3 protein-coding genes are annotated in these 3,652 nt (G+C 62.7%); all 3 read right to left on the bottom strand.

The window, feature by feature from the left end; all coding sequences use genetic code 11:
• Window positions 1–73 precede the first annotated feature (73 nt).
• The 3 genes from DI606_RS19645 to DI606_RS19635 are packed head-to-tail and all read right to left on the bottom strand — an operon-like array spanning window position 74 to window position 3,530.
• The gene (locus DI606_RS19645) at window positions 74–1,078 is read right to left on the bottom strand and encodes a tyrosine-type recombinase/integrase (protein ID WP_125999895.1); all 1,005 of its coding nucleotides are present in this window, start codon (window positions 1,076–1,078) and stop codon (window positions 74–76) included.
• Window positions 1,075–1,989: a tyrosine-type recombinase/integrase gene (locus DI606_RS19640; RefSeq protein WP_063142271.1), complete on the bottom strand. Its 915-nt coding sequence runs from the start codon at window positions 1,987–1,989 to the stop codon at window positions 1,075–1,077. Before DI606_RS19640 ends, DI606_RS19645 begins: the two co-directional genes overlap by 4 nt.
• Window positions 1,983–3,530, bottom strand: a complete 1,548-nt coding sequence (locus tag DI606_RS19635; protein ID WP_063142273.1) for a tyrosine-type recombinase/integrase — start codon at window positions 3,528–3,530, stop codon at window positions 1,983–1,985. The genes DI606_RS19640 and DI606_RS19635 overlap by 7 nt, the downstream gene beginning before the upstream one ends.
• Window positions 3,531–3,652: the final 122 nt, after the last annotated feature.

Raw genomic sequence — 3,652 nt, 5'->3', positions numbered from 1 at the left:
GCGCAGGTTTCCTTCGGTTTTCCATGATTTCACTCCAGATAAAGTGAGTGCCAGGGGGGTGTCCGGAGACGGGCTAGGCTCGCCTTCGAACGTCGGTGAGCATGGTGATCAGGGCATCGGATGGCGGCTTGAAGCGCCCGGGCTTGATGGCAGGTGCGCCGTGCGCCGCGAGAATCTGCAGCTTCTCCTCGGGATCGGCGCGCAAATAGGTCTCGGTGCTCTGGATGCTGGCATGGCCGAGCCACAATGCGACTTTGCGAATGTCCCCTGTCGCCGCGAGCGTGTGCATTGCGCAGGAATGGCGCAGCACGTGCGGTGTTACGCGCTTTCCAAGGATTGACGGCTGCTTCGTTGCCGCGGTCTTGACGTGCTCGGCCAAACGAAACGCAAATCCGTCGCGGGTCATGGGCTGCCCGTTGACATTGAGGAATATCTCGGCAGCTTGCGCTTTGGGCCGTATCGCAAGCCACGCGCGCAATACGAACTGGGTCTCTTTCCAGAGCGGAAGGACCCGTTCACGCCGACCCTTGCCCATGATGTGCACGGTGGACAGGGAGCGGTCCGGGAAATCGCGCAGTTGTAGCGTTACGAGTTCCGACACCCTCAGCCCGCCAGCATAGGCCAGATGCAGCATTGCGCGATCGCGGGTGCCAAGGCGTGTCCGGGGATCCGGGGCATCGAGCAAAGCCTTGATCTCTGCCCGGTCGAGGTAGTCGATCAGCGCCTTGTCGGTCTTCTTGGTAGGGATCGATCTGACGCGAAGGGCCTGATCCAGGCAGGCCGGAATACGATACTCGATGTAGCGGAAGAAGGACCGGATCGCGGCGAGCCTGCCATTGCGGGTCCGAACACAGCTGCCGCGACCGTTCTCGACATGGTCAAGGAAGGCCATGATCATGTCGGTGCCGAGATCCTCGATCTCGAGATCGGTCGGCCGACGCTTCAGCCGATCGGCAGCGAACTCGACCAGGAGGACGAAGCAGTTGGCATAGGTCTTCACCGTGTGCGGACTGACAGCACGTTCGCGCGGCAGATGTTCACGCAGGTAGATCGAGAGATGCGGAGCGAGTGCCGTCATGCCGCTTCTCCCCGGTAAAGTTGCTCGCTGGCGGCAGCGATATCGCGCAGCAGCACCGGAGTGGCCTCGAGATACCAATAGGTGTTGGCGACCGACGCATGCCCCAGATAGACGCTGAGTGTCGCCATGTGGTGTGCGATGGCTTCCCTGTCGCGCGGGCACGACTCAAGCGAACGCACAGCGAAAGTGTGCCGCAGGTCGTGTAACCGCATCCCGGCCGTTCCGGTCGGTCCGCGGTATCCGAGCTGCCGGGCCAGCCTGACGAACACCACGTGGGCGCGCACCTTGTGTGGTGCTCTCCCCCGAATGGTCACGAACAGGTCATTGCCCGTGGCGCCAAGCCTTGCCCGGGTGGCGAGATATGCTTCGAGCGCCTGACGGGTCGATGGCTGCAGGGTAATCAGCCGCTGCTTGCCGAACTTGCCGTTGCGGACGATCAGGCCATCCTCGACCAGATCGTTGCATTGCAGAGCGAGGGCCTCGGAAATCCGGAGACCTGTCGCCGCCAGCAGGCCGAACAAATAATGGTACGTGTATGGGCTGATCGTGTCTTGGGACGCAACGTCCAACGCCGCGGTCATGATCGCCCGGACCTGTTCCGGTTCGATGATGGTCGGGGTCGGGCGTGGCCGCTTGCCCCGGCCGAAGACACCGGCAGGCGGAACCTCGTGAACTGGATCATCGGCTTGGATAAAGCGGCTGAAGTTGCGAACGGTGTCGAACCTACGGCGGGCCACATTTTGCGAACTCGCCGTGTGGCACCAGTCGTAGACCCGCTGGACTTGGATGTGTCGGTCGCCGAATCCTCCGGCGTAGGCGGCGTACAGGTGCAGCAAGCGTTCCTGTTCGGAGAACTTCCGTCCCAAGCTGCGATGGAGCGTGACGTATCTGGAAATGTGCATGTTCAGCATGACTGTTCTCCCGGCCAGGGCTGCGCGATCTTCATGAGCATCGGCAGATCGACCTTGGCGTAGATGGCAGTGGTCTCGGGCGAGCTGTGACGCAGGATGGTCCCGACGGACTCCAGGCCTGCGCCCGCTCGCAGCAGGTTGGTGGCAAGCGAATGCCGGAATATGTGCGACCCGGTCGGCACCCCATCGATCCCACCGCGGTCGCGCGTACGGGCGACGATGCCGGCGATCTCGGCGGACGAGCGGAATGGCCGGAACGGCGCTTGTGCGCGCAGGAACAGATGCTCTTCGACGGCCTTCGGGCGGGCTGCCGCAAGATATGCCAGGATCGCGTCGCCAACATCCTGCGGCAACGGCAGGCGGTCCGGCCGGCGCGTCTTGCCCTTGACCGTCAGGTGGCCGGATCGCCAGTCGATATCCTCAAGGCGCATGTCCTGAATATCACCAGCGCGCAGCCCAAGTCTGGCGAGCAAGAGGATGATGGCCTTGTCCCGGACCTCCACCGGACGATCTGTTGGACAGGCCGCAATGATCCTCTCGATCGTTGCCGGGTCAACGTGGCGCGGCAGCTTCGAAAGGCGGTAGCGCTGCACAGATGGAACTGCATGCAACAATGCCGGCCGGCACTCGCCACGCACGACCAGAAACCGGATGTAGCTCCTCATTATCGTGACGAGCAGCGATACCGAGCCCGGCGTCTCCTTGCTTCGTCGCTGGAATGCGCTCCTGAGTCCGGCGGCATCCCATAGCGAAGGCTCGCCAAGCATTGGCATCAGCCGTCTAATATCGGTCCGGTAGCGCCGGATCGTCTCGTCCGTGGCGCCGCGGTGTTGCTTGAGCCATGCCAGGTAAGCCGACATGTGCGGGTTATCGTCCGCCACCGGTTCAACCAATGGGATGGCGCCCCGGCCTCGCAGGAACTCGACGAAGTGCCGTGCGCATCGCCCCCGCCGCTTGGTGCCTGTTGCGACCAACTGGCCCCGCTTGCGCCAGACCGGGCATCGGCAATCATGCGCGGCGTACTCGTCGATGATCGTGTCGTCGATATCGATCCATTGGCGTCGCGTAACACGAAGCCAGGCCACGACATGCTCTGCCTCGGATCGATAGGACTGCGCCGGGCCCTCGGCGAGTTGCAGGCGATCGATCGCATCGGAATAGTCAGCGAGGTGCCGTGGCAGATCGTCGATCCCGTCGTCGACTTCGACGTAGCCTTGATCTTCCAGGAACCGGACGAAGCGCCTGACCCTTGCTGCTTGGTCAGCCTTGTAGTGCGCTTGCTGCGCCGAATACCGGTGGCACCGGCACCGATGCTTCTCGAACCGCCGGACAGCCTGATCGTCAATCGTGCGGATCGCGGTCCTATGCCGCTCCAGCCAATGCAGGAAATGGCGGACCGCCGCGCCATACAGAACCGCACAGCCTGACTTCTCGTCGAGGGACAGAGAGGAGAGGAATGCGGTGAGAAGAGCGCCGTGACTGGGCGGGTCTTCGACCCTGAGCGGGGCAGTCCGAAACGGCAGTGATGATCGTGTTCGCATGTTGGCTCCTTCGACTTGCTGAGGTCGACGGAACCGTAGTTATCTGGAGTGAAATCATGGAAAACCGAAGGAAACCTGCGCCTCCCGCCGCCACGCTCGACATAAACTGCGACTGCAAAGAA

The organism is Sphingobium sp. (assembly GCF_003248505.1).
Classification (GTDB): domain Bacteria; phylum Pseudomonadota; class Alphaproteobacteria; order Sphingomonadales; family Sphingomonadaceae; genus Sphingobium.
This window is presented reverse-complemented; position numbering and strand designations above follow the sequence as displayed.

Excerpts from the sequence above, each read along its gene's own strand:
- DI606_RS19645 (WP_125999895.1), bottom strand. The coding sequence starts at position 1,078 with ATGACGGCACTCGCTCCGCATCTCTCGATCTACCTGCGTGAACATCTG.
- DI606_RS19640 (WP_063142271.1), bottom strand. The coding sequence starts at position 1,989 with ATGCTGAACATGCACATTTCCAGATACGTCACGCTCCATCGCAGCTTG.
- DI606_RS19635 (WP_063142273.1), bottom strand. The coding sequence starts at position 3,530 with ATGCGAACACGATCATCACTGCCGTTTCGGACTGCCCCGCTCAGGGTC.